The organism is Mycobacterium farcinogenes (assembly GCF_019739075.1).
GTDB lineage: Bacteria > Actinomycetota > Actinomycetes > Mycobacteriales > Mycobacteriaceae > Mycobacterium > Mycobacterium senegalense.
Genome location: NZ_CP081673.1, coordinates 5,357,846 through 5,382,887 on the forward strand (window position 1 = coordinate 5,357,846; position 25,042 = coordinate 5,382,887).

At 66.8% G+C, this 25,042-nt stretch carries 18 protein-coding genes; 2 read left to right on the forward strand and 16 right to left on the reverse strand.

The genetic code is table 11. The features are described from left to right. Positions 1-24 precede the first annotated feature (24 nt). Positions 25-441 carry a DUF3060 domain-containing protein gene (locus K6L26_RS25630; RefSeq protein ID WP_019348730.1) on the forward strand — a complete coding sequence of 139 codons (417 nt, stop codon included), beginning with the start codon at positions 25-27 and terminating at the stop codon, positions 439-441. Here the strand turns inward: K6L26_RS25630 and K6L26_RS25635 are convergent. The 13 genes from K6L26_RS25635 to K6L26_RS25695 all read right to left on the reverse strand — a co-directional run bounded on the left by K6L26_RS25635 (position 438) and on the right by K6L26_RS25695 (position 18,964). Then, positions 438-1,205 carry a crotonase/enoyl-CoA hydratase family protein gene (locus K6L26_RS25635; RefSeq protein WP_019348729.1) on the reverse strand — a complete coding sequence of 256 codons (768 nt, stop codon included), beginning with the start codon at positions 1,203-1,205 and terminating at the stop codon, positions 438-440. The two genes, K6L26_RS25630 and K6L26_RS25635, sit on opposite strands and share 4 nt — an antisense overlap. Then, entirely contained in the window at positions 1,202-1,915 is a 714-nt protein-coding gene (locus K6L26_RS25640) for a PaaX family transcriptional regulator C-terminal domain-containing protein (RefSeq protein ID WP_047036432.1), read from the reverse strand. Before K6L26_RS25640 ends, K6L26_RS25635 begins: the two co-directional genes overlap by 4 nt. 19 nt (positions 1,916-1,934) lie before the next feature. Beyond that, entirely contained in the window at positions 1,935-2,855 is a 921-nt protein-coding gene (locus tag K6L26_RS25645; RefSeq protein WP_019347813.1) for a crotonase/enoyl-CoA hydratase family protein, read from the reverse strand. An 88-nt stretch (positions 2,856-2,943) separates the two neighbouring features. Then, positions 2,944-4,572: an acyl-CoA dehydrogenase family protein gene (locus tag K6L26_RS25650; RefSeq protein ID WP_221851959.1), complete on the reverse strand. Its 1,629-nt coding sequence runs from the start codon at positions 4,570-4,572 to the stop codon at positions 2,944-2,946. Positions 4,573-4,796: 224 nt separating this feature from the next. Continuing rightward, positions 4,797-5,909, reverse strand: coding sequence for a phosphatase PAP2 family protein (locus K6L26_RS25655; RefSeq protein WP_064896485.1), 1,113 nt, complete (start codon positions 5,907-5,909; stop codon positions 4,797-4,799). Between the two features lie 66 nt (positions 5,910-5,975). After that, positions 5,976-6,728 (reverse strand): deoxyribonuclease IV, encoded by a 753-nt coding sequence (locus K6L26_RS25660; RefSeq protein WP_019348653.1) that lies wholly within the window; start codon positions 6,726-6,728, stop codon positions 5,976-5,978. Between the two features lie 96 nt (positions 6,729-6,824). Beyond that, positions 6,825-7,649 (reverse strand): type IV toxin-antitoxin system AbiEi family antitoxin, encoded by an 825-nt coding sequence (locus K6L26_RS25665; RefSeq protein WP_234709460.1) that lies wholly within the window; start codon positions 7,647-7,649, stop codon positions 6,825-6,827. 194 nt (positions 7,650-7,843) lie between these two features. Beyond that, complete coding sequence (locus tag K6L26_RS25670) at positions 7,844-11,809, reverse strand: DNA-directed RNA polymerase subunit beta' (protein ID WP_076215837.1); 3,966 nt, start codon at positions 11,807-11,809, stop codon at positions 7,844-7,846. A 48-nt stretch (positions 11,810-11,857) separates the two neighbouring features. Further along, positions 11,858-15,370 carry a DNA-directed RNA polymerase subunit beta gene (gene rpoB, locus K6L26_RS25675; RefSeq protein WP_036389104.1) on the reverse strand — a complete coding sequence of 1,171 codons (3,513 nt, stop codon included), beginning with the start codon at positions 15,368-15,370 and terminating at the stop codon, positions 11,858-11,860. Positions 15,371-15,958: 588 nt separating this feature from the next. Beyond that, on the reverse strand, positions 15,959-17,044 hold the full coding sequence (locus K6L26_RS25680; protein ID WP_019346899.1) for an ABC transporter ATP-binding protein: 1,086 nt from the start codon (positions 17,042-17,044) through the stop codon (positions 15,959-15,961). A gap of 202 nt (positions 17,045-17,246) precedes the next feature. Continuing rightward, positions 17,247-17,636 carry a 50S ribosomal protein L7/L12 gene (gene rplL / locus K6L26_RS25685; protein ID WP_019346900.1) on the reverse strand — a complete coding sequence of 130 codons (390 nt, stop codon included), beginning with the start codon at positions 17,634-17,636 and terminating at the stop codon, positions 17,247-17,249. Positions 17,637-17,707: 71 nt separating this feature from the next. Then, complete coding sequence (gene rplJ / locus K6L26_RS25690; RefSeq protein ID WP_019346901.1) at positions 17,708-18,235, reverse strand: 50S ribosomal protein L10; 528 nt, start codon at positions 18,233-18,235, stop codon at positions 17,708-17,710. Between the two features lie 291 nt (positions 18,236-18,526). Then, entirely contained in the window at positions 18,527-18,964 is a 438-nt protein-coding gene (locus K6L26_RS25695; protein WP_085142655.1) for an anthrone oxygenase family protein, read from the reverse strand. 77 nt (positions 18,965-19,041) lie between these two features. On the opposite strand from K6L26_RS25695, the gene K6L26_RS25700 reads away from it, so the two are divergent. Then, positions 19,042-19,476 (forward strand): winged helix-turn-helix transcriptional regulator, encoded by a 435-nt coding sequence (locus tag K6L26_RS25700; protein WP_047328153.1) that lies wholly within the window; start codon positions 19,042-19,044, stop codon positions 19,474-19,476. On the opposite strand, the gene K6L26_RS25705 is transcribed toward K6L26_RS25700, so the two are convergent. From K6L26_RS25705 to K6L26_RS25715, 3 genes are read right to left on the reverse strand one after another with little or no spacing between them, the layout of a single operon-like run. Next, entirely contained in the window at positions 19,377-20,273 is an 897-nt protein-coding gene (locus K6L26_RS25705; protein ID WP_019346572.1) for an ROK family protein, read from the reverse strand. The two genes, K6L26_RS25700 and K6L26_RS25705, sit on opposite strands and share 100 nt — an antisense overlap. Positions 20,274-20,282: 9 nt before the next feature. Further along, on the reverse strand, positions 20,283-20,900 hold the full coding sequence (locus K6L26_RS25710) for a DUF7158 domain-containing protein (RefSeq protein ID WP_047040359.1): 618 nt from the start codon (positions 20,898-20,900) through the stop codon (positions 20,283-20,285). Then, complete coding sequence (locus K6L26_RS25715; RefSeq protein WP_221851961.1) at positions 20,897-25,030, reverse strand: glycoside hydrolase family 38 N-terminal domain-containing protein; 4,134 nt, start codon at positions 25,028-25,030, stop codon at positions 20,897-20,899. The genes K6L26_RS25710 and K6L26_RS25715 overlap by 4 nt, the downstream gene beginning before the upstream one ends. Positions 25,031-25,042 lie beyond the last annotated feature (12 nt).

Below are 25,042 nucleotides of genomic sequence, written 5' to 3' on the forward strand. Positions count from 1 at the left end.
TGAGCAAGAAAGCAGAGTAGACCCGTGCGTACCCGTTTCCCCCACAGCAAGCTGATCCTCGGAGTCGGCGCGGCAGCCGCTGCCCTCAGCCTGGCGGCCTGTGGTTCCGAAAGCTCGGATACCTCCACGCCCAGCGCCACCGCGGGCGAGTCCGGGGTCAATCTCGAAGTCGGCAACACCATCAACTACATGTCGGTCGGCACCACGACTGACATCGACTGCGCCGACGGCAAGTCACTCACCGTGGGCGGCACCAACAACACGTTGACGGTCAAGGGCACCTGCGCCAACGTGAACGTCGGCGGATCCGACAACAAGATCACGTTCGAGCGGATCGACAAGGGACTGACGATCTTCGGGCTCAACAACACCATCACCTATGCCGCAGGCGACCCCAAGATCAACAACACCGGTAGCAACAACAAGATCAACAAGGGTTAGTCGGCGCTGGCGCCGTGCCGGCCGGCCCCCGCCGCGAACCGACCGGCACCGCGGGCGGCCTCATCGGCTACGCGGGCAATGCTGGCGAATTCGAATTCCATGGCCGCCTCTTCGGATTCGCCCCATTGATGAAGTGCCGACATACGGTCGGCCCGCAGACATTGCTGCGGTAGCCGGGACAGCTCCGCGGCCAGTTCCTCGGCATGTCGGCGGGCTTGGCCCTTCGGCACCACCCGGTTGGCCAGGCCGATCGCGTGCGCTTCGGTGGCGTCGACCGCGCGGCCGGTCAGGATCAGGTCCATGGCGCGGCTCTGCCCGATCAACCGGGGCAGCCGCACGGTGCCGCCGTCGATCAGGGGCACACCCCACCGGCGACAGAACACCCCCATCACGGCGTCCTCCTCGACCACGCGCAGGTCACACCACAGGGCCAGCTCCAAACCGCCGGCCACCGCGTGGCCGCTGATCGCGGCGATCACCGGCTTGGACAACACCATCCGGCTCGGCCCCATGGGCCCCGGGCCGGTGCGGTGCAGCTCATTCATCTGCGGAGTACCGAAGGCTTTGAGATCGGCTCCGGCGCAGAACGTTCCGTTGGCGCCGGTCAGCACCGCCACCGCGGCATCGTCGTCGGCGTCGAACTGCTCGAACGCGGCGAACAGGGCCGCGGCAGTGGGGCCGTCGACAGCGTTGCGGGCATGCGGCCGATCGATGATCACCGTGGTCACCGGTCCGTTGCGGTCCACCCGCACAGCGTCGGTCATGTCGCCTCCATGAGTTCGGTGCCGTCCCGCCGCTCGACGAGCTCGGCGGCAAAGTCGTTGTAGGCCTTGCGCAATTGGGCGCCCGGCCAGTTGTCGGGCAGTAATTCGTCCGGCAGCACCGGGTCTGCCAGCAGGTGGCGCACGATGCCCGCGGCCGCGACGAACCGTCCCGGCACATCGGTCGCGTCGGCCATCTCGTGCAGCAACAGCTCGCCCGTGCGCCGCCAGCCCGGCAGATCCCACAACCTGGCGGCCAGATCAGCGGGATCCTGATCACAGGCGCGCAGCACCCGCACCCGGTCGGTGATGTCCTGGGGCAACACCTGCTCGAGGTTGTCCGGGCGCATCCAGACTCCCTCCCGCAGCTCACCGAAGCGGTACTGCTGCAACGTGTTCCGCAGGGCCGCCCGGGTGCGGGCATCGGTGCCCACACTGGTGATGACCAGCGTCAGCCACTGCCCGTCGTACTCGCGAAGCCGCGGGTCGATCGCGTCGTCCTGGCGGCGCTGGCGGGTCAGCAGCCGATCCGACAGCCGGTAGCCGTCCTCGGAGCGGACCAGGTCCCCGGCGCTGACCATGCGCGTCAGCGCCACCCTCAGCGTCGGCTCTTTGATATCGAAATCGGCTGTCAGCCGGACCAACTCGGCAGCGCTCGCCCAGGCCGGATGCGCACCGAGCAGCACGCTCAACACCACCGAGCGGGCTGTCATCCGTTTGAGCACGGGCACCTCAGACCCCGGACGACCTACGCCCGTAGTCGCCCATCGGTTCGTCGCGGTGGCGCACCGCTTCGCGGAAGCCGTGCTCGACCGCGTCGGCGACGAAGGCGTGCCCCTCCGGGGTGTGCCTGGCGATGCCGTCGAACACGGTGCTGACCATCCGACTGGTTGCCACGCCCTGCTGCAGCAGGGACGTGTTACAGGCCAGCTTGGCCATGATGAGCTGGTTGACCGGCATCGCGGCGATGCGCGCGACGAGACGCTCCGTGCGCTCGTCGAGATCCTCGGGCTCAGGCGCCTCGACGGCCAGGCCCCACTCGGCGGCCTGCGCACCGGTGATGCAATCGCCCGTGAACAGAAGGCGTTTGGCGCGTTGATCCCCGAGCCGGTGTGCCCACAGACCCGCGGCCGGAACACCCCATACCCGCATCGGCGGGTATCCGATCTTGGCGTCGGAGGCGGCGATCACCTGGTCGGCGTGCAGTGCGATGTCGGTGCCGCCGGCCACGCAATAGCCGTGGATCTTGACCACGGTCGGTTTGTCGGCATGCATCAGGCTGGAGAAGCCGCGCACGAACCGGCTCATCATCTGGTAGTCGACCATCGGGTCCCACGGCTGATCCGGAAGGTGGTTGACGGCTTGGGTTTTGCCCGACAACACGGTTCCGTCATAGCGGTGGCCCCCGGCCTCGCCCGTGCCGTCGGCGTAGGCGGACAGGTCGAATCCGGCGCAGAAGCCCTCGCCACGACCCGACACCAGGATCACGTGCACGTTCGGGTCGAGGTCCGCGCGCTCCACCAGGGCCTGCAGTTCCAGCGGGGTGTCCGCCACGATCGAGTTGCCCTTTTCGGGGCGGTTGAACGTGATTCGCGCTATGCGATCGGTGACCTCATAGGTCATCGTCTTGAGATTGTCGAAGTCGACGGTCATGCGGTGGGTCACCTTCCCCGCGAGCAGACACAAAGCTGCCCACTCTCGGCTCGAAAAGGGCAGTTTCGTGTCGGATCGACAGTAGCCGTCACCCCTTGACCAACGCCCGCTCGAGGATCGGCGCGAGGTCCAGCCCGGTCGGCAGCGTGCCGAACGCCTGGCCCCACTGCCCTCCGAGCCGGCTGGCCAGGAACGCCTCGGCCACCGCCGGGTGGCCGTGACGCACCAGCAGTGCGCCCTGCAGCGCCAGCGAGATGTCCTCGGCAACCTTGCGGGCCCGGTACTGAATGGTCTCGAGGTCGGCCAGCTCGGTCTGCAACGTGGTGACGTGGCGGTCCAGCCGCGGGTCCTGCCCAGCGGTCTTGGACAGCTCGTCGAACAGCACCTCGACGCTCTCGGGCCGGGTTGCCATGGCGCGCAACGTATCCAGCGCACTCACGTTGCCGGAGCCTTCCCAGATGCCCATCAGCGGGGCCTCGCGGTACAACCGAGGCATACCCGAATCCTCGACGTAACCGTTACCGCCCAGGCATTCCATCGCCTCGGCGGCGTGCGGGGTGGCCCGTTTGCACACCCAGTACTTGCCGGCCGCCAGGCCGATGCGGCGAAGCAGCGCTTCGCGTGCGTCGCCGCGGACCGCCTTGTCGGTGGCGCCGGCCATCCGCATCGCCAGCATGGTCGCGGCCTCGGCCTCCACAGCCAGGTCGGCCAGCACATTGCGCATCAACGGCTGGTCGATCAGGTAGGCGCCGAACGCCTTTCGATGCTGGGCGTGGTGAACAGCACGGGTCAGGCCGGTGCGCATGCTGGTGGCGCTGCCCAGTGTGCAATCGAGGCGGGTCAGGTTGACCATCTCGATGATGGTCGGCACACCGCGGCCTTCCTCGCCCACCAACCAAGCGGTGGCCCCGTCGTACTCGACTTCGCTGGAGGCGTTGGCGTGGTTGCCCAGCTTGTTCTTGAGCCGCTGCAGGAACATCCGGTTGCGGCTGCCGTCGGGCAGGATGCGTGGCAGGAAGAAACAGCTCAGGCCACCCGGGGCCTGGGCGAGCACCAGGAAGATGTCACCCATCGGGGCCGAGGTGAACCACTTGTGCCCGCGCAGCGAGTACGTGCCGTCGCCGTTGGGCGTGGCCTCGGTGGTGCCGGCGCGGACATCGGAGCCGCCCTGCTTCTCGGTCATCGACATACCCGCCGTGATGCCGGCTTTCGTCGAGGCGAGCTTGAGTTCGGGGTCGTACACCCGGCTGGTCAACAGCGGCTCGTAGACGGCGGCCAGCTCCGGGTTGAACCGCAACGCGGGCACCACCGCGTAGGTCATCGAGATCGGGCACATGTGCCCCGGCTCCACCGTCCACACCGAGGTCTTGGCGGCGCGCACCACGTGCGAGCCTTCGCGGTCATCTGCCCACGGGGCACCGTGCAGACCGTGGGTGACCGCCACATTCATCAGCTCGTGATACGCCGGGTCGTATTCGACTTCGTCGATCCGGTAGCCGTAGCGGTCGTGGATGTGCAGCACGGGCTGGTTGCGGTCGGCCAGCTTACCCCAGCGCTGAGCCTGGACACTGCCGTTGATGGCACCCAGTTCGTGGACCTCGTCGATGCCCCACTCGCCGCCTTCGCGGATCAATGCCTCAGCGAGCACCGGTGACGTGGCGGGGTTGTAGTCCTCCAGTGGAGGGACTTGATTGGTGACGACATGCGTATCGGCCATGCGCCCAGTGTTACAAATTTCCGACAACCGCACAATAGTTGTAATGACGTCGTCGGTCTCGGCCCGTCTCGCCCGCCGCGTTGTCACGCTGGAGTGGCAGTGGACGTCCGCGGTCACTCCAGCGTGACGCTGGGCGGGCGAGGTCGGCGCGGCCACCCACGCTCGTCACGCCAGCGTGGCTCTCGAGCTCGACCGCCACTCCAGCGTGACAAAGCGAAAGGCACTCAGGCCGGGTCGAGTTCGGCACCAGGCGCCGGCTGCTCGTTGTCCCGTTGGACCGGGACAGGCGGGCTCGACCGCCACGCCTCGTAGCGATTGAGCGCGAACAGCACCACAGCTGCCAAGGCCCAGCCGAGCAGGATGTCGACCACATAGTGCTCGGCGGTGTAGACCAGCGTGAAGGCCATGACGAGCGGATAGGCCACCAACAACGGCCGCCACCCGCGGTTCACCCGGTTCCACAAGAACGCCGCGACCGCGGCCGTGAGCCCGGCATGCAGGGAAGGGATCGCGGCAACCAGGTTCACGCTGGCCTGGCCCTGATCGATCAACGCAGTCGCGGTGTGCAGGTTGAGTTTGCCCCAGCCCCGGGTGACGATCCGTTCGATCCACTCGTGCGCGCCGTGCTGGCTGTCCTGCATCGCGCCCAGCAGCCCGCCGTCGACGGCTTCGCGCGCCGACCGGAACATGCACCTGGGTCCGGAGGGCCCGCCGTCCACGTCATCGGCGGTGCATCGCGCCGCGGCCCACGGCGGCGCGGCCGGCAGCAGGGCATAGATCGCCAACGCCACGAAGGAGAGCCCGACGAACAAGCGCACGAACCGCTTCCACTCCTCGCGGTCACGCAGCCACAGCACACCCGCCACGACGTAGGGGAGGATGAAAAACGACATGTACACGGTGCTGATCACCACTTCCCACCACGGCGGGTGCGGCAGTTTCAGCCGTTCCTGCAACCACACCGTGGGGACGGTGCCGAAGAACATCCACCGATCCGCGTCGACCTGCCAGTGCCACAGGGTGGGCCGGCCGACCAGGGTGGCCGCACCGCGGCTCAGGTCGTAGGCCGCCAGCACCACCGCGAACGGCAGCCAGTCGCGGATGACATAGAGCATCCGTCGGCCCTGCCCGATGCTGGCCGCCAGCAGACCGGTCGCGATGTAGAGCAGCAAAAGTTCGCGGTTGAACGCGAAACCGTCGGTGACGGTGCGGTAGACCACCACGGCGGCCCAGGTCAGGATGGCCGCGTATCGCAGGATGCGCAGCCGACGTGCGCGTGCCGGCGGGCCCGCCTGCGCGGGAGCTACGTCGGTTACCGAGTCATCAACCGCGGTCACAGAGGTGACGGTAGTTCACCAACACGTCATGTGGCCGTTGAAAACGGTTCAGACCACCGATCGTTATCAGCGCGCGTGCTCACGCAAGAAGGCGATGTCATCCTTACGTCCCGCTTCCGCGGTCTCGCAGATCACCGGCGCGTCAGCCGCCTTGACGACTGCCGCCAGCAACTGCGGATCGATCTGCCCGGCACCGAAATTGGCGTGGCGGTCCGCCCCCGAGCCGGCCGCGTCGCGGGAATCGTTGCAGTGCACCAAGTCGATGCGGCCGGTGATGCCCTTGATCCGGTCCACCGCGTCGATCAACGCCTCCCCCGCCGCCCAGGCGTGGCAGGTGTCGAGGCAGAAGCCAATTCCCTTGTCCCCGATGGAATCCCACAACCGGGAGATGGTGTCGAAATGCCGGGCCATGGCGTGGTCGCCGCCTGCGGTGTTCTCCAGGTAGACCGGCACATCGGTGTTCAGGTAGTCCAGTGCCTTGGCCCAACGTTCGAACCCGGCCTCCATGTCGTTGTCATCGGCATGGCCGCCGTGCACGATCACGGCGGTCGCGCCGATCTCGGCGGCGGCGTCACACGTGTCCTGCAGGATCTTACGGGACGGAATCCGCACCCGGTTGTTGGCTGAGGCCACGTTGATCAGGTACGGCGCGTGCACATACAGCGGCACCGTCGACGCTTTCAGCACCTCGGCGTCCTCGCGCGGCTTGGGTTTCTTCCAGCTCTGCGGGTTGCCGAGGAAGAACTGCACCACGTCGGCACCGTCTGCGGCGGCCGCGGCCAATGGGTCGGTGTTGTCTACATGCGAGCCGATGAGCACGCCGCCAAGTCTAGGCGGGGACGGTGACACCCAACTTCCGCCGACCAGACACATATGTCCCTCATTCCGCGGCGTGTCGGGGACATATGTGTCTGCTCAGCCCGCGAGTAAGGGGCGCTCCAGATGGTGGCGAATCCTGGCAACCAGGTCCAATGGATGGCGACGAACATCATCGACCACCAGCGGGACTGACATCCAACCGCACTCCTGCAGCCGGGCGACCTTCAGCCGGTCGTGCTTCAGCGCCTCGCGGCTGGCATGCCAATCCATGCTCTCGTACTCGGCCACCACCATCGCTTCCGGCCAAGCGAAATCGACGCGCCACAGTTGCCCGCACCGATCGACGATCTCGTACTGCAACTCAGGCAGAGGCAGTCCGCCGTCGATGAACGCGAGCCGTGCTTCACTCTCCATCGGAGACTCCGCGCGGCCGTCGGCGTGCGGCAGCAGCTCGCGGACCTTGACGATCCCGCGCCGCCCCTTCTGCTCCCGTATCGCTGCGTCGAGTTGCACTGCACTGCAGGTGCCGCTACGCACAGCGGCGTCGAGCACCGCCAGGGCACGCGGCCGGCGCAAGGTTCGCGCGACTTCGATGGCCGTCCATGCCGGAGCCGTCGCCAACCGACCGTGCACACGCTGTAACGGCGCCCCAGTTCTCTGATGGACCATCAGCCCGACAGTCGGGCGCATCCGGACACCAGGGTCGAGTACATGAACTCGTGCATCACCGTCGGTGCCGAAGCCATACAGGTCAGCTGCGGTATACAGGCAGGCGACCATGGGCTTGCCGGCGATCAGGTCCAGCCCGGCGAGCCGGTCGCGAGTATCCGGCGAGTTGAGTGCGTAGATTCCGTGCCACACCCGGGTGATGGCTCCGACACGCAAATGTTGCGCGAGAGCCTTTCGGGACATCACTTCCATCAGCTGCCGGTGCGTAGCCACACCGCCGTTGACGGCGAACACCTCATCGATGAACACCCGTTCATCGTGATTGCCCGCCGGCTCACTACAAAGCGGCGAGGTCGAGCACCTGTGGATAACTTGCCCACCAGACGCAAATGTCCCCGACACGCCGGGCGTGCGGGGACATTCGCGTCTGCTCGCGCAGCTACGCGCTAGCGGTAATCGCTGTATCCGTAATCGTCCAGCGGCACCGCAGCACCGGTGGCCTGGCCGAAGTCCGGGCTGTAGTACTGATCCTCGTAGGACGGGATCGTGTACGCCGCAGCGCGGGCTTCTTCGGTCGGCTGCACCTGGATGTCGCGGTAACGGGCGATGCCGGTACCGGCCGGGATCAGCTTGCCGATGATCACGTTTTCCTTCAGACCCTGCAGCTTGTCGCTGCGGCAGTTGATCGCCGCATCGGTCAGCACGCGGGTGGTCTCCTGGAACGACGCCGCCGACAGCCACGAATCCGTGGCCAGCGATGCCTTGGTGATACCCATCAGCACCGGACGTCCGGCCGCGGGCTCGCCGCCCTCGGCCACGACGCGACGGTTCTCGGTCTCGAACTCGGCCCGCTCGGTGAGCGAACCGGGCAGGAACTCCGTGGCGCCCGAGTCGATGATCGTGACGCGACGCAGCATCTGCCGGACGATGACCTCGATGTGCTTGTCGTGGATCGACACGCCCTGGGCCCGGTAGACCTCCTGGACCTCCTTGACGAGGTGGATCTGCACCTCGCGGGGGCCCTGGACACGCAGCACCTCGTGCGGATCGGCGGAGCCTTCCATCAGCTGGTCGCCGACCTCGACGTGGTCACCGTCGGACAGCACGCCTTCGGAGCCGTCCTCGTGGGTGATCACGCGCAGGCGCTGACGCTTGGAGAGCTTGTCGTAGACAACTTCCTCGCCACCATCGTCGGGAACGATGGTGATCTTGAAGAACTTGTCGCTCTCCTCCAGCCGGACCCGGCCCGCGACGTCGGCGATGGGCGCCTTGTTCCGCGGGATACGAGCCTCGAACAGCTCCTGCACGCGGGGCAGACCACCGACGATGTCGGCGCCACCGGTAACACCACCCTGGTGGAAGGTACGCATGGTCAGCTGGGTACCGGGCTCACCGATGGACTGGGCGGCGACGATACCGACGGCCTCGCCGATGTCGACCAGCTTGCCGGTGGCCATCGAACGGCCGTAGCACTTGGCACACACACCGGCAGCCGAGCCACAGGTCAGCACGGAGCGGACCTTCACCTGCGAGATGCCGGCAGCCAGCAGCGCGTCGATGGCCGGGTCACCCAGGTCATGGCCGCGCTCGATGACGACGTTGCCGTCGGCATCGACTGCGTCGGTGGCCAGGGTCCGGGCGAACGCCGAGGTTTCGACGTGGGCGTCGCGGATCAGCGAACCGTCCGCAGCGCGCTCGGCCAGCGTGACGATGATGCCGCGCTCGGTCTCGCAGTCGTTCTCGCGAACGATGACGTCCTGCGACACGTCCACCAGACGACGGGTCAGGTAACCCGAGTCGGCGGTACGAAGAGCGGTGTCGGCCAGACCCTTACGGGCACCGTGGGTGTTGATGAAGTACTCCAACACTGTCAGGCCCTCACGGAACGAGGACTTGATCGGGCGCGGGATGAACTCACCCTTCGGGTTGGTCACCAGACCCTTCATGCCGGCCAGGGTGCGGGTCTGGGTGAGGTTACCCGTGGCGCCGGACTTCACGATCGTGATGATCGGGTTGTCGGCCGGGTAGTACTCCTCCAGCGCCTTACCCACCTCTTCGGTGGCGTCCTGCCAGATCTTGACCAGGGACTCGTTGCGCTCGTTGTGGTTCAGCGCGCCGCGCTGGTACTTGCGCTCGATCGCCTCGGCCTCGGCCTCGTGCCGCTCCAGGATCTCCTGCTTCTGCGGCGGCACCAGAACGTCGGCCATCGAGACCGTGACACCCGAACGGGTGGCCCAGTGGAAACCGGCGTCCTTGAGCTTGTCGACGGTCTGCGCCACCACGATCATCGGGAAGCGCTCGGCCAGATCGTTGATGATCCGGGCCTGGACCTTCTTGTGCATCTGCTCGTTGACGAACGGGTAGCCCTTGGGCAGCAGCTCGTTGAAGAGCACCCGGCCCAGCGTGGTCTCCGCGGTCCAGGCGTCGCCCGGCTTCCAGCCACCGTGCTCGGAGGAGCCGAAAAGTGCAGCCTCGACGCTGGCCGGCGGACGCGCGTCGGTCAGCCGCACCTTGATCTTGGCGCGCACCGACAGGGCGCCGCGGTCCATCGCCATGATGGCCTCGGCCGGGCTGCTGTACACACCCTGCTCCGGCGAATCCTTGCCGGCCGGCGCGTACTCGCCCTTGTCACCCTCGACGAGGGTGGTCAGGTAGTACAGGCCGGTCACCATGTCCAGACGCGGCATGGCCAGCGGCTTACCCGACGCGGGCGACAGGATGTTGTTCGACGACAGCATCAGGATGCGGGCCTCGGCCTGCGCCTCTGCCGACAGGGGCAGGTGCACGGCCATCTGGTCACCGTCGAAGTCGGCGTTGAACGCCTCACACACCAGCGGGTGCAGCTGGATGGCCTTGCCTTCCACCAGCTGCGGCTCGAAGGCCTGGATACCCAGGCGGTGCAGCGTAGGTGCACGGTTCAGCAGCACCGGGTGCTCGGCGATGACCTCTTCGAGGACATCCCACACCTGGGGACGCTGACGCTCCACCATGCGCTTGGCGCTCTTGATGTTCTGCGCGTGGTTCAGGTCGACCAGACGCTTCATCACGAACGGCTTGAACAGCTCGAGAGCCATGAGCTTCGGCAGACCGCACTGGTGCAGCTTGAGCTGCGGGCCGACCACGATGACCGAACGGCCCGAGTAGTCGACGCGCTTACCCAGCAGGTTCTGACGGAAGCGGCCCTGCTTGCCCTTGAGCAGATCGGACAGCGACTTGAGCGGACGGTTGCCCGGACCGGTGACCGGACGGCCGCGACGGCCGTTGTCGAACAGCGCGTCCACCGACTCCTGAAGCATGCGCTTCTCGTTGTTGACGATGATCTCGGGCGCGCCGAGGTCGATCAGTCGCTTGAGCCGGTTGTTGCGGTTGATCACGCGGCGGTACAGGTCGTTCAGGTCGGAGGTGGCGAAGCGGCCACCGTCGAGCTGAACCATCGGACGCAGCTCCGGCGGGATCACCGGGACGGCGTCGAGCACCATGCCCAGCGGGGAGTTGCCCGACTGCTGGAAGGCCGCGACGACCTTCAGGCGCTTGAGGGCGCGCAGCTTCTTCTGCCCCTTGCCGCTGCGGATGGTCTCACGCAGGCTCTCGGCCTCGGCCTCGATGTCGAAGTTCTCGATGAGCTTCTTGATCGACTCCGCGCCCATGGCGCCGGTGAAGTACTCGCCGTAGCGGTCCTGCAGCTCGCGGTAGAGCACCTCGTCCACGATGAGCTGCTTGGGAGCCAGCTTGGTGAAGGTGGTCCAGATCTCGTCGAGCCGGTCCAGCTCACGCTGGGCCCGGTCGCGGAGCTGACGCATCTCACGCTCGCCGCCGTCGCGCACCTTGCGGCGGACGTCGGACTTGGCACCCTCGGCTTCGAGCTCGGCCAGGTCGGCCTCGAGCTTCTGTGCCCGGGCCTCCAGGTCGGAGTCGCGCTGATCCTCGACGGCCTTGCGCTCGACGGCCATCTCGGCCTCGAGCGTGGACAGCTCGTTGTGGCGCATCTCGTCGTCGACGGAGGTGATCACGTAGGCCGCGAAGTAGATGATCTTTTCCAGATCCTTCGGGGCCAGGTCGAGCAGGTAGCCCAACCGCGACGGAACACCCTTGAAGTACCAGATGTGCGTGACGGGTGCGGCCAGTTCGATGTGGCCCATCCGCTCACGGCGCACCTTGGCGCGAGTGACCTCGACGCCGCAGCGCTCACAGATGATGCCCTTGAAGCGGACGCGCTTGTACTTACCGCAGTAGCACTCCCAGTCGCGAGTCGGTCCGAAGATCTTCTCGCAGAACAGGCCGTCCTTCTCGGGCTTGAGCGTGCGGTAGTTGATGGTCTCCGGCTTCTTGACCTCGCCGAAGGACCAGTTGCGGATGTCGTCCGCAGTGGCCAGGCCGATGCGGAGTTCATCGAAGAAGTTGACGTCTAGCACGTAACTCCCTTTCCCCTTGCGGGTGTTGAAACTAAATGGCTGGCGGTCTTAGGCGAGGTCTTCGACTGAAGCGGACTCGTTGCGCGACAGGTTGATTCCCAGGTTCGCGGCAGCGCGCTCCAGGTCCTCGTCGTCACCGTCACGCATCTCGATCGCGGCTCCGTCAGAAGACAGGACCTCGACATTGAGGCACAGCGACTGCAGCTCCTTGAGAAGCACCTTGAACGACTCCGGGATACCGGGTTCGGGGATGTTCTCGCCCTTGACGATGGCCTCGTACACCTTGACCCGGCCGACGGTGTCGTCGGACTTGATGGTCAGCAGCTCCTGCAGGGTGTAGGCGGCGCCGTAGGCCTGCATGGCCCAACATTCCATCTCACCGAATCGCTGGCCACCGAACTGCGCCTTACCACCGAGCGGCTGCTGGGTGATCATCGAGTACGGACCGGTGGAGCGGGCGTGGATCTTGTCGTCCACCAGGTGGTGCAGCTTCAGCATGTACATGTAGCCGACCGTCACGGGGTACGGGAACGGTTCGCCACTGCGGCCGTCGAACAGGGTCGCCTTGCCGTCGCTGTCGACCATGACGTCGCCGTCACGGTTGGGCAGCGTCGAGCCGAGCAGACCGGCCAGCTCCTCTTCGCGGGCACCGTCGAACACCGGGGTGCTCACGATGCTGTCGACCGGGGCCGAGTACAGCTGCTCGGGCAGCTTGCTCGCCCACTCCGGAGTCCCCGCGGCGACGTCGATGTTCCAGCCGGCCTTGGCCACCCACCCGAGGTGGGTTTCCAGGATCTGGCCGATGTTCATACGACGCGGCACACCGTGGGTGTTCAGGATGATGTCCACCGGGGTGCCATCGGGCAGGAACGGCATGTCCTCGACGGGCAGGATCTTGCCGATGACGCCCTTGTTGCCGTGGCGTCCGGCGAGCTTGTCGCCGTCGGAGATCTTGCGCTTCTGGGCCACGTACACGCGGACCAGCTCGTTGACGCCGGCGGGCAGCTCGTCGTCGTCCTCGCGAGAGAACACGCGGATGCCGATGACCTTGCCGGATTCACCGTGCGGCACCTTCAGCGAGGTGTCGCGGACCTCGCGTGCCTTCTCACCGAAGATGGCACGCAGCAGGCGCTCTTCCGGGGTCAGCTCGGTCTCACCCTTCGGGGTGACCTTGCCGACCAGGATGTCGCCGTCGCGGACCTCGGCGCCGATGCGGACGATGCCGCGTTCGTCGAGATCGGCCAGCACCTCATCGGAGACGTTCGGGATGTCCCGGGTGATCTCCTCGGCGCCCAGCTTGGTGTCGCGGGCGTCGATCTCGTGCTCTTCGATGTGAATCGAGGTGAGCACGTCCTCTTCGACCAACCGGTTCGAGAGGATGATCGCGTCCTCGTAGTTGTGGCCTTCCCACGGCATGATCGCCACGAGCAGGTTCTTGCCCAGGGCCATCTCACCGTTCTCGGTGCACGGACCGTCGGCGACGACCTGGCCGGCCTCCACGCGCTGGCCGGCGTCCACGATCGGACGCTGGTTGGCGCAGGTGCCGTGGTTGGACCGCGCGAACTTGCGCATCCGGTAGGTGTGCCGGGTGCCGTCGTCGGCCATCACGGTGATGTAGTCGGCCGAGACCTCCTCGACGACGCCCGCCTTCTCGGAGACGACGACATCGCCGGCGTCGATGGCGGCACGCAGCTCCATGCCGGTACCGACCAGCGGGGCCTCGCTGCGCACCAGCGGAACCGCCTGGCGCTGCATGTTGGCACCCATCAGGGCGCGGTTGGCGTCGTCGTGCTCGAGGAACGGGATCATCGCGGTCGCGACAGACACCATCTGGCGCGGCGAGACGTCCATGTAGTCGACGTCGGACGGGGCCACGTTCTCGACCTCGCCGCCCTTACGACGCACCATGACGCGGTCTTCGGTGAAGCGGCCGTCGGCGTCGATCGGCGAGTTGGCCTGCGCCACGACGTGGCGGTCCTCCTCGTCGGCGGTCAGGTAGTCGATCTGGTCGGTGACCACACCGTCGACGACCTTGCGGTACGGCGTCTCGATGAAGCCGAACGGGTTGACCCGGGCGTACACCGACAGCGAGCCGATCAGACCGATGTTCGGACCCTCAGGGGTCTCGATCGGGCACATGCGGCCGTAGTGGCTGGCGTGCACGTCGCGGACCTCAAGGCCGGCACGCTCACGGGACAGACCGCCGGGGCCCAGCGCCGACAGGCGACGCTTGTGGGTCAGACCCGAAAGCGGGTTGTTCTGGTCCATGAACTGCGACAGCTGGCTGGTACCGAAGAACTCCTTGATCGCCGCCACGACGGGACGGATGTTGATCAGGGTCTGCGGCGTGATCGCCTCGACGTCCTGGGTGGTCATGCGCTCACGCACGACGCGCTCCATGCGGGACAGGCCGACCCGGATCTGATTCTGGATCAGCTCACCCACGGTGCGCAGACGACGGTTACCGAAGTGGTCGATGTCGTCCACCTCGACCGGGACCTCGACGCCGCCGGGGACGGTCATCGTGGTCTGGCCCTCGTGCAGGCGCACCAGGTACTCGATGGTGGCGACGACGTCTTCCTCGGTCAGCGTCGACGACGTGATCGGCTGGCCGGCGTTGAGGCCTAGCTTCTTGTTGACCTTGTAGCGACCCACGCGGGCCAGGTCGTAGCGCTTCTCCTTGAAGAACAGGTTCTCCAGCAGGGTCTGCGCGGATTCCTTGGTCGGCGGCTCGCCCGGGCGCAGCTTGCGGTAGATGTCGAGCAGCGCCTCGTCGGGACCGGCGGTGCTGTCCTTCTCCAGGGTGCCCATCATGATCTCGGAGAACCCGAAGCGCTCGGTGATCTGCTCGTTGGTCCAACCGAGCGCCTTGAGCAGCACGGTGACCGGCTGACGACGCTTGCGGTCGATGCGGACGCCGACGGTGTCGCGCTTGTCGACGTCGAACTCCAGCCACGCACCGCGGCCGGGGATCACCTTGACGCTGTGCAGCGTCTTCTCGGTGGACTTGTCGATGCTCTCGTCGAAGTACACACCGGGAGAGCGCACGAGCTGGCTCACCACGACACGCTCGGTGCCGTTGATGATGAAGGTGCCCTTCTCGGTCATCATCGGGAAGTCACCCATGAAGACCGTCTGGCTCTTGATCTCACCGGTGTTGTTGTTGATGAACTCGGCCGTGACGAACAGCGGGGCCGCGTACGTCATGTCCTTGTCTTTGCACTCGTCGACCGGCGCCTTGACCTCGTCGAAGCGCGGGTCGGAGAAGCTCAGCGACATCGAGCCCGAGAAATCCTCGATCGGGGAGAGCTCTTCGAGCACCTCTTCGAGGCCGCCCTTGGGGTCGGTCTCACCGCGATCGACGGCCTTCTGCCGCCACTCATCCGAACCCACGAGCCAGTCGAAGGAATCCGTCTGAACGTCGAGCAGCCCCGGAACCTCAAGCGGTTCGCGGAGCTTGGCAAAGGAAACTCGGTTCGGTGCTCCTGGGACGGAGTTATTGGTGATAGCGTTCGCTGACTTGCTCTGGCTAGAGACTGCCAAGATGCATCCTTCCAGCACCTCATGCGACTGCGCGGAAGGCCTTCGAAGAGATCCGAGTGCCGGCCCGATCGTCGCTTTTTCTGCGTCGGTTCGGCTGGCTACTTCCCACTTCAGCCTGTCCAGAACCCCATACGCACGGCACAGGACTAGGTACTGAGCAACGCTCAGGCTAGAACACTATGTGGAGGTCAGGTGAGGGTGGGCAGGATGCAGCCAGCGCAACGTCCAACAATAGCGCAAGACGGCCACTTATTCAACGAGCAGTCCTCAACCACCAAATACTCACCGCATGAATCGGGTCACCCGGCGCTGGCTGGCGTCCCTCAACCCGTTCACACATGCTGCCCAACAGATTGGCCTGTCCATGGCCGTCCGTCAAGAGGTGACGCGCGGTTTGGTGCCTCTAGATCTCCCCTGACCTGCAGCTCGGGCAAACTACCGATCCGGGATGACGAGCCCGTTTCCACGGCCCCGCGCCGATACGTGAAAGACGTGGTCGGCATGCCAGATGCGCTCGATGGCCCCCAGCTGCACGATCTGCGAATGCCCCCTGTCCCCCGACGCAAATCAGGCCGGACCCTCGGGTCCGGCCTGATTCATCCAAACTCAGCTCTGGTGCGGCACCTCGATGGCGCCGGTCGGTGCGTCGTCCTCAACCGGGCGGTGGTGGCGCGTGGTGGGCTCGTCGCCGAACTGGTGCACCGGCAGCTTGTGCGTGCCCTCCAGGTCGTCGAGGATCGCGGCTTGCGCGGCCGGCGGCAGGGTGTGCAGGATCTCGCGCACGCGGGCCTGGCGCCGCAGGACGCCCTGCCGTTCGGGCATACCCGGGGTCGCGGTGAGCTGCGGCGGCACGCCTTCGATCTCCTCGACGCCACCGTCGTGCTGACCGGCGTCCAGCATGGCCTGCTCGGCGGCCGCGGTCGCCTCGTCCTTCTCCTCCGACATACCGATCGGACCGATACGACGACCGTTGAGGAACTGCTTGACCACAGGCTCCTCGCTGGTCAGCAACACCTCACGGGGGCCGAACATGACCAGCTGCTTACGGAACAGCATGCCGATGTTGTCGGGCACGGTCCGGGCGATGTTGATGTTGTGCGTCACGATCAGCACCGTGGCGTCGATCTGGGCGTTGATGTCGATGAGCAGCTGGCTCAGGTAGGCGGTACGTACCGGGTCCAGACCGGAGTCGGGCTCGTCACACAGGATGATCTGCGGGTCGAGCACCAGGGCGCGGGCCAGGCCGGCACGCTTGCGCATACCGCCGGAGATCTCGCCGGGGAACTTGTGCCCGTCATTGGGCATACCGACCAGGTCGAGCTTCTCCATGACGATGTTGCGGATTTCGCTCTCGCTCTTCTTCGTGTGCTCGCGCAACGGGAAGGCGGTGTTGTCATAGATGTTCATCGAGCCGAACAGCGCGCCGTCCTGGAACAGCACACCGAACAGAGTGCGGATCTCGTAGAGCTCCTTGGCCGAGCACTCCAGGATGTTGGTGCCGTCGATGACGATCGAGCCGCGCTCGGGGCGCAGCAGGCCGATCAGGGACTTCAGGAACACCGACTTACCGGTACCCGACGGGCCCAGAAGCACGCTGACCTCGCCAGCAGGAATCGACATCGTGACGTCTTCCCAAATCTTCGACGATCCGAAAGATTTGCTCAGCCCCGTCACATCGATCTGGACGCCCATAAAGATCCTTCCGCCTACGGCTCACCCCGCCACCTGCTGCGGCCTGTGGCTTGAGTCACCATAGCGCACGCAACGCCGACCACCTATGCATGTCTCCCAACATCGGGGAGTACCCAGGCTCAACGCGGAGCAATCCCGCCCTTACAAGCGAAGAACCCCCGAATCCGTGGGGATTCGGGGGTTCTTGCGGTCCGGTATCGGACTACTTGACGGTGACGGTGGCGCCGGCAGCCTCGAGCTTGCTCTTGGCGTCCTCGGCGGCCTCCTTGGAGACCTTCTCCAGCAGCGGCTTGGGAGCGCCGTCGACCAGATCCTTGGCTTCCTTCAGGCCCAGGCCGGAGACGATCTCGCGGACGACCTTGATCACGCCGATCTTCTTGTCGCCGGCACCCTCGAGGATGACGTCGAACTCCGACTGCTCCTCGCCGGCCTCGGCGGCGGCGCCACCGGCGGCGGGGGCGGCGGCGACGGCGACCGGAGCGGCAGCGGTGACCTCGAAGACCTCTTCGAACTGCTTCACGAACTCAGAGAGCTCCAGCAGGGTCATTTCCTTGAAAGCGTCGAGCAGTTCGTCGGTGGACAGCTTGGCCATGTTTATGGTCCTTCCTGATTTTTCTTACAGATGTTCGGGTGGATGGTGCGGTTGCGGTTAAGCGACAGCGGTTAAGCGGCTTCTTCGCCGGCCTTCTTCTCCTGCAGCGCCGCGGCGAGGCGGGCCACCTGAGAAGCGGGCGCGTTGAACAGGCCGGCGGCCTTGGACAGGTTGCCCTTCATGGCACCTGCCAGCTTGGCGAGCAGAACCTCGCGCGACTCGAGGTCGGCGATCTTCTCGACCTCGGCGACGGACAGCGCCTTGCCGTCCATGTAGCCGCCCTTGATGACGAGCGCCTTGTTGTCCTTGGCGAACTTCTTGATCGCCTTGGCGGCGTCAACCGGCTCACCCTGGACGAACGCGATCGCCGTGGGACCGGCGAACAGCTCGTCGAGACCTTCAATGCCGGCTTCGGACGCAGCGCGCTTCACCAGAGTGTTCTTGGCGACGGTGTACGTGGCGGAGTCGCCGAGGGAACGACGCAGCTCAGCCAGGTTCGCCACAGTCAGCCCGCGGTACTCGGTGACGACGGTGGCCGTCGACGCCTTGAACTGCTCAGCAATGTCGGCAACCGCCGTGGCTTTGTCAGCCTTGGCCATGCATGCCTCCTTGTGGTGGGTATCGGGTGCTCCACCAACTTGGGGCCGTGAAATGACGAACGCCCCGACGCAGACAGGTCGGGGCGCACAGATATCCAGCACGAAACTGGTCTAGCCTCGTCCTCCTGCGTGGGCCGCCGGGTCTCTGATGAGCCGCTTGCGCGAAGAACAACAGACACTTCCGGACCTTCAACCTATTGCTAGGTGACCGACGGTCTTCGGTGGAACTCGACCAGAGTAGCCGAACACCTACCGATCAGCCAAAACGGCCGCTTCCGCCTCGCAAACTGTTCACCGTGCACCCATCACCAACAGCACGAACGCCGCCACCAGCAACGCCACCCGCAGCCAGTGCAGCCGGTCCCAGCGGCCGGTGAGCTCGCCGAACCGGTCCGGTTCCCCCTCCCCGCCTGCGCCCGCCGCCACGCGGTTGTTGATCGGCACCAGTGTGGTGACGGACAACAGCATGATCACCCCCATCAACACCACGGCCGTGATGAGCAACGGCCCGGGACGCCACACCGCGACAGCGATCAACAGCGCCGTCGCCCCGAGGTACCAGAACGGCATCACGGTTCCGAGAATCCGGCTGCCGGTGCCGCGGGCCTGGCGGTAGGCCGCGTCCGGCAGCCGCTGCAGGATCGGGTTGGTGAACGCCGCGACCCCGAACTCCACGCCGACAAGCGGGCCGGTGACGATCAGGGCGAGAATTTGCAGAACCTCTTCCATGGCATCAAGCCTGCTCAGCGTGCTGCCAAAAAACAAGGTACTGACAAATTAGTCAGCGCGATGGGAGGATTTGTCCCATGGCGGTTTCCAAGAAAGAGGTCGGCGAGTGCCCTATCGACGCGACGTTGTCGGTCATCGATGGGCGCTGGAAAGGAACCATCCTGTGGCGGTTGTCCGACGGGCCGATGCGCACCGCCGAGTTGCGCCGCAGCATCCCCGAGATCACCGAGCGGATGCTGATCCGGCATCTGCACGATCTGGTCGACGCCGGGATCATCGATCGCCATGACGCGGGCACGGTGCCGCCGTGCGTGCATTATTCGATCTCCGAGTACGGCCAGACGCTGGCGCCGGTGCTGGGCGCGTTGTGCGACTGGGGCCGCACCCACATGGAGCTCCAGAAGCAAAAGCGTCAGCCGCGGGCCAGGGCCGCCGCACCCACCAGGCCGGCATCCCCACCGAGTTCGGCCGGGACGACTCGCAGGCCGCGCAGGAACTCCAGCCCGGCGTAGTCGGTCAGCGCCGCGCGCAGCGGATCGAACAACAGCGCCCCGGACTTGGCCACTCCCCCGCCGATCACCACCAGGTCGAGGTCGCACACCGCGCCCACCGACGCGATCATGGCCGCCACCGCCCGGGCGCCGCGCTCAAATGCCTTGAGCGCCAATTCGTCTCCCTGGTTCGCGGCGCCACCCAGCGCCTTGGCGTCGGTACCTTCCCACCCGTGTCGCCGGGCCCATCTGACCAAGCTCGGGCCGGACGCGATGGTCTCGACGCAGCCGCGCCCGCCGCACGTACACGCGTCTTCACCGTCGGGTGCGACGACGACGTGGCCGACGTGTCCGGCATTGCCAGTGCGGCCGTCGTACGGCGCGCCGTCGAGCACCAGACCGCCGCCGACCCCGGTCGAGACCACCATGCCGAGCAGGAACTGCGCGCCCCGCCCCGCCCCGCACCATTGCTCGCCCATCGCCATACACAACCCGTCGCCGCCGAGCCGCACCGGCAACCGGGTCGCAGCGGCGACCCGGTCGACGATCGGAAAGCGTTGCCACTCAGTGATATTGATCGGGCTGATGGTGCCGCTGCGCAGGTCGATCGGGCCGGCCGAAGCGACACCGACACCGGTCGCGGCGCCGTCCGCGGTCTGCATGGTCTCGTCGAGCAGCTTCTCGACGACGGCCCAGACCGTCTCGGCGTCGCCGTCGGGGGTCGGCAGCTGGGCCCGGTGCACCAACTGCCCCTCGGGGTCGACCAGACCGGCTGCGATCTTGGTGCCGCCGATGTCGACCGCGAGGGTGAGAGTCACCTGGTGCTCCTAGTGCTTGTGCGTGTTGTCCGGTTGACGCGGGTCTCCGGGATGCTCGTATCCGGGCGCGAGTCGCACCACCGCGGCACAGCGCGCGTCGAGCCACTGCCGGAAGGCCTTCCTGCGGGCGGCCGCGGTCAGATGCGCGGCGATCCGGCAGCGCACCTGTTCCAGCGGCGGCGCAACCGGCCGGCCCCGCCAACCGTCGGGTCCCGCCGGTTTCAGCGCGAATCGCATGGGGTTGCGCGCGTGGTAGGCAGCCACCTCCGCATCGGAGATGTGCACCGCCGCAGTCACGTCCACGAAGACCGCTCGCGCCGGTGCGGAGTCCAGCGTCGCAGCGGCGACGCTGCCGATCTCCAGCCGGGCCGCGGTGTCGGGCAGCACCTCGTCTCGGCCGGGGGCGCCGAGGCCGGTCAGCCCGCGGGCCGAGGCCTCGTCGGCGACCACTTTCTCGGCCACCGCCAATTGGGTCAGCCAGCGGCGCAACTGCCGCCCCTCGCTGGTGCCGGGTCGTGGTAGCGCCGCTTCTCGGTTTCCCGCGCGCAGGACCGCCTCCCGTTCGTCGATCTCGGTGACCGACACCGGTTTTCCGGCCACTTGCGCCGCCCACTCCACGCGGCTCATCGCACCGTGACCTTCACCGCGGGAGAGTAAACCAGTCGCCCGGCACAACCGACCCGGACCAACGCCCACCACTGGCCCGGCTCGACCCAAGGCGGTGGCGTGACATCGAAAACGATTTCGGCGGTACCCGCAGCGGGCAGTTCGACGCCGACCGCCGCAGGCCCCATCCAGTCCCAGGTCCCCCACGGGCTGATCAGATGTGCCTCGGCGCTCATGCCGGTGCGGGCGTCGGTGCCGATCGTCATCGACAGCCGTGCGGTCTCACCGGCTCTGATATCGACGTCCCGGGGCTCGGACACCAGCTTGAGCACGCGTGCTTCGGGTTCACCGATCCTGACGACGCAGACGTCCTCGACCACCTGCCGCCACGAGGGCGGTAGCGCATCTGATCCGCTGCCGGTCACCACCAGTTCGGCACGCAGCGGATACAGCCCCGGCTCCGCGGAGGCCGGGATGCTCACCACCACATCGGTTTCCAGGTGTTCACCCGGCGGCAGGACATAGGGCAACTCATCGGGCTGCACGTCCCAGTCGGCAGGGCCGGTCAGCCTGACCCGGCCGTGCAGCGCGGCGTCGGTACAATCGCTGGCCGCGGTCAGCCGGACCACCACCTCGCTGCCGGCTTGGCCGACAACGCTTTCCGGGTGCAGGTACGCGACGGCAGGAAGGCCGCCCAGAGGTGCGGGACCGCGATTGTGCAGCCAGTACCTGGCGTAGAGCGGTTGGGCCGCCTCGGCGTCGGGCGCCAGTCGTCGATGCTCGCCGCGCAACACCCTGGGCAGGTTGAGTTGGGTGGAGACGGTAGCGATCTGGTAGCCGTGCAGGCTCAGATGTGAGGGCTGCTCTGCTGCGGGTTCTTCCAGCAGATTGAGGTTCGCCGCCGCGGTGACCGCGCGCAGGCCCGAGCGCAGTGTGGCCTCGGCGGGGGTGCCGGTGATCTCGACCAGCCGCGCAGTCACCCCGTCGGCCGGATCGGTACTGCGGACGCTGCCCGATGCGAGGGGGTTACCCGCGGCTTTGAGCGCGCCCAGTTGCACGGTGCCCGCCGGCTCGATCTCCAGCAATGAGCCCCACGACGGCAGCCCGCCGGCCGCATCCGAATCGGTCACGACCGGCTGCAGCGGCCGGTTGAACTCGGCGGCGCTCGAAGCGACACCCGCGGCCCGCCAGTCACCGGCGCCGGTGACCACCGCGTAGTCGAATGTGTGTGTCCAGTGCTGCAATTGGAAGTTGGATCCGTCCGGTGCGGTACGGCGCGGCGGGTCGATCCAGGTACCCGAAGGCCAGCCCGTGCAGGACCGCATCAGGGATGTGTGCAGGGCGCCGTCGGGCTCGATGGCGAAGCTGGGCACACCGCGGTTCAGCAGTGCGACGGTGCGGGCCTCGAACGGTTCGGCCGCCGCGGGCGCCTGCTGGCTGACGAGGATCTCGGCATCCGCCAGATCCTGGATCACCGCGTCGATGTCGCCGGCCAGGATCAGCACCGGCAGGGTTCGGACGCCACGCAGGTCGGCACCGGGCACCCATTGTTGGGCCAACGGCGCGGTGGCCGGCACCCACACTCGTGCCGAGCCCGTCGCGTCGATCTGGCGTTTGAACTCGTCGCTATAGGCGATGTCGGCTTCGGCGAGAACAGCCGCGGTGAACGGGTTTTCATCGGGACCGCCGAGCGCGAACCGGGTGTCGGGCAGGTTGGAGTCCACCGCGAGGTCCCCGTAGCGGGGTTTGTCGGCGGCGCTGCAGGTGGCCGTCACCCCGGCGCGGACCAGCGCCACCATCAGCTCGCGCGGATCGGCACCTTCGCCGGAAGCGACGACCTCGGCCACCGACACCGCCCGGACGGCGTCGCCGATGCGCACGCGCACCGCCGAGGACAGGCCGAACCAACCGTAGGCCGGATTGTCGAGCGTCCACGGGTGTTGCGCGGCATCTACCGCCTGAGGCGACGAACTGTCGTGCAGCAGTCCGAATCCACGGCCGATCACCGCGTCGCCGACCTCGCTGACCGGCAACGCGCCGGGCACCGGGCAGGGCCAGCGCAGCCGCACCAGGCGGTCGGCCCCGACGAACTCGTCGATGACGGTGCGGCAATCGACGCGCTGGACCCCCGACCACAGCGTGATGATCTGGGTGTAGCGCAACAGATCTGGAATGTGTCCGCGCACGATCACCCGCTGACCGAGGGCGCTGTGCTGGCACTGCACGTCGTCAGCGGGAGCGGCCGACGAGCCCACGACCGGTCCGGTGGGAAGCAGATGCCAGGGTCCTTCGCCGGCCTCGGGATGGGCCGGGTACTCCTCGTAGACGGCCAGTTCGTTGCCGACGCCGCCGTCGGCGATGAGCTCGCGCCCGTCGTCGATGAGTGAGCACACCCCACCGCCGCGGGCCGCATCGATACGCAGCCGGTAACGCTCGTTGGCGATCTCGACGCCGGCCACGGGATGCCAGCCCTGCGCCTGCCCGGTGGCAAAGCGATAGGACCGCCAGCCCAGCGAGGGGACGTCACGGGCCAGCCAGCTCACGGTGGCTCCGTCGTGCTCGACCAGCACGGGCACCTCGTTGCCGTCGCTGTCGAGCAGGGCACCGGGAAACGGTTCGTCCAGGTGCGCGGTGACGATGTCAGTCCGGTTGTGCGCCAAGGCGTTCCATACCACGACCGAACCGTCCACAGCTTCGGTCAGCAGGTTCAGCGCGTTGTCGCGGGCGGTGACCCCCAGCTCCCAGGCGTCGCGCCAGCTGGTCAGCAGGTCGAGATAGACCTGATCGGACTCCGATCCGGTGATGGCGTCGTGGTGTGCCCCGTACGCCAGCTGCACCCACGCCTTGGCCAGAGCAGCCTGCGGGTAGTCCGCGCCGCCGAGCAGTCCGGCGAACACCGCGAAGCGCTCGGCATCGAGCACCGCGTCTTCGGCGGCCCGGTTGGCCTGCTTGGTGTCGATGTAGGAGACGTCCTTGCCGGTATAGATCGGGTTCATGTCGCGGGTCTGCGGGGACGGCGTGATCCCGCGTTCGTCGGCTTCCGCGCGCACCGCGGCGAAGAACTCGGACGGAAGCGCACAGATGAACTTCGGCCAGACGTAGCGCGCGTTCCAGTCACGGTGGATCTGGGTGACCCATTTGTTGGGCGGGGTGTAGTCGGTGCCGACGGGCAGGAGCACGTTGCGGGTCAACGCAACTCGCTTGAGTTTGGTGAACAGCGCGTAGGTGGATTCTTCGGCTTCGGCCAGTGAGGCCGACGAGTCCATCCACCAGCCGGCCGAGTAGTGGGCGGGCATGTAGTGCGTGAGCAGCCCGCGTCCCGACGGCGCGATCCACTCGAACTCGCTGGCGAACTGCATGCGCTCGGGGTCGCCGTCGTTCTGCATGGGCCCCCACTGGTGATGCGGCCCGCGCGCCCACGAACTGGACGTCAGGCCGACGTCGGCGGCCATCCCGGGGAACTGCGGGTCGTGCCCGAACACGTCGAGCTGCCACGCGGTGGCCGGATCCGCGCCCATGACGTCGCGTTGAAAACCCATGCCGGACACAAAGTTCCGGATCGCCGTTTCCGGGCTGGTGAGGTTGGTGTTCGGCTCGTTGTAGGTGCCGCCCATGATCTCGACGCGTCCCTGCGCGATGAACCGGCGCAGGTCGGCCCGGTCCTCGGGCCTGGCGTCCCAGTACGGCTTGAGGTAGTCCACCTCGGCCAGCACGAACTTGTATTCAGGCTCGCGCCGGGCCATCTCCAAGTGGGCGGCCACCAGGTCGAAGCCGTTGGTCTGGCGGCATTGTCCGGGCGGGTCTTCGGTCCACACACTGGTGTAGGCGGCCTGGGTGTTCCACCAGACCGGGTCGTAGTGGAAGTGGCTGATCAGGTACATGGTCCAGCCCGGTTCGGCGACGGTGAAGCCGAAGGCCGTCTCCCCCACCCACGCGCGTCGGACCTCGCCGGGCACGCCGCGCTCGACGTCCACCGGCACCTCGACGATGCCGTCACCTACGGGGGCGAGCGCCTCACCCGAAAGCCCGTCCCCGCTGATCCGCATCGGCGTCGGCGCGGCGCAGGCCTCGTATCGCACCCGCACCAGCTGCCGAGGGGCATCCTCCGGCCCGGCAAACAGCTCCGTCGTCTCCACTGACGTGACGTGCATTTCAAAACCCTA

Coding starts and splice junctions, on each gene's coding strand:
- K6L26_RS25635 (WP_019348729.1), bottom strand. CDS start 1,205: ATGACCGACGCTGTGCGGGTGGACCGCAACGGACCGGTGACCACGGTG.
- K6L26_RS25640 (WP_047036432.1), bottom strand. CDS start 1,915: ATGACAGCCCGCTCGGTGGTGTTGAGCGTGCTGCTCGGTGCGCATCCG.
- K6L26_RS25645 (WP_019347813.1), bottom strand. CDS start 2,855: ATGACCGTCGACTTCGACAATCTCAAGACGATGACCTATGAGGTCACC.
- K6L26_RS25650 (WP_221851959.1), bottom strand. CDS start 4,572: ATGGCCGATACGCATGTCGTCACCAATCAAGTCCCTCCACTGGAGGAC.
- K6L26_RS25665 (WP_234709460.1), bottom strand. CDS start 7,649: ATGGAAGTGATGTCCCGAAAGGCTCTCGCGCAACATTTGCGTGTCGGA.
- K6L26_RS25680 (WP_019346899.1), bottom strand. CDS start 17,044: ATGGGCGTCCAGATCGATGTGACGGGGCTGAGCAAATCTTTCGGATCG.
- rplL (WP_019346900.1), bottom strand. CDS start 17,636: ATGGCCAAGCTGTCCACCGACGAACTGCTCGACGCTTTCAAGGAAATG.
- rplJ (WP_019346901.1), bottom strand. CDS start 18,235: ATGGCCAAGGCTGACAAAGCCACGGCGGTTGCCGACATTGCTGAGCAG.
- K6L26_RS25695 (WP_085142655.1), bottom strand. CDS start 18,964: ATGGAAGAGGTTCTGCAAATTCTCGCCCTGATCGTCACCGGCCCGCTT.
- K6L26_RS25700 (WP_047328153.1), top strand. CDS start 19,042: ATGGCGGTTTCCAAGAAAGAGGTCGGCGAGTGCCCTATCGACGCGACG.
- K6L26_RS25710 (WP_047040359.1), bottom strand. CDS start 20,900: ATGAGCCGCGTGGAGTGGGCGGCGCAAGTGGCCGGAAAACCGGTGTCG.
- K6L26_RS25715 (WP_221851961.1), bottom strand. CDS start 25,030: ATGCACGTCACGTCAGTGGAGACGACGGAGCTGTTTGCCGGGCCGGAG.